A 280-nucleotide genomic window follows, 5' to 3' on the forward strand; every position below is an offset into this window, starting at 1 on the left:
CGGATAAGTTTCTCAAACACGGTTACACTGGTTCGGTCGTTTTCGTAAACCAACGCCTGATAGTGCATGAGATTTTTAATGTTTTCTGTCAGCTTGCTGTCTAAGTCTTGAGGTGCGCCGCTTCTCAAAGACAGCTTGTTTTGCACTTGGATTACGGCAATATTTGCCAGTTTGTTGCGGTCGGCGCGTTGGTTACCGATGTTGTCTCGTGCGTATTTCTTGACGGCTTGTTCTTTCTTCGCCGCTTTACGCGCGGCTAACATTTCGCTTGCTTTCATCG

Annotated in this window: 1 pseudogene; it reads right to left on the reverse strand. The window is 47.1% G+C overall.

From position 1 onward, the window contains the following. Positions 1 to 278 (reverse strand): annotated as a pseudogene (locus HMPREF3052_RS09270) (hypothetical protein); the annotation flags it as partial. Positions 279 to 280 lie beyond the last annotated feature (2 nt).

Source organism: Neisseria sp. HMSC056A03 (genome assembly GCF_001815685.1).
Lineage (GTDB): Bacteria > Pseudomonadota > Gammaproteobacteria > Burkholderiales > Neisseriaceae > Neisseria > Neisseria subflava.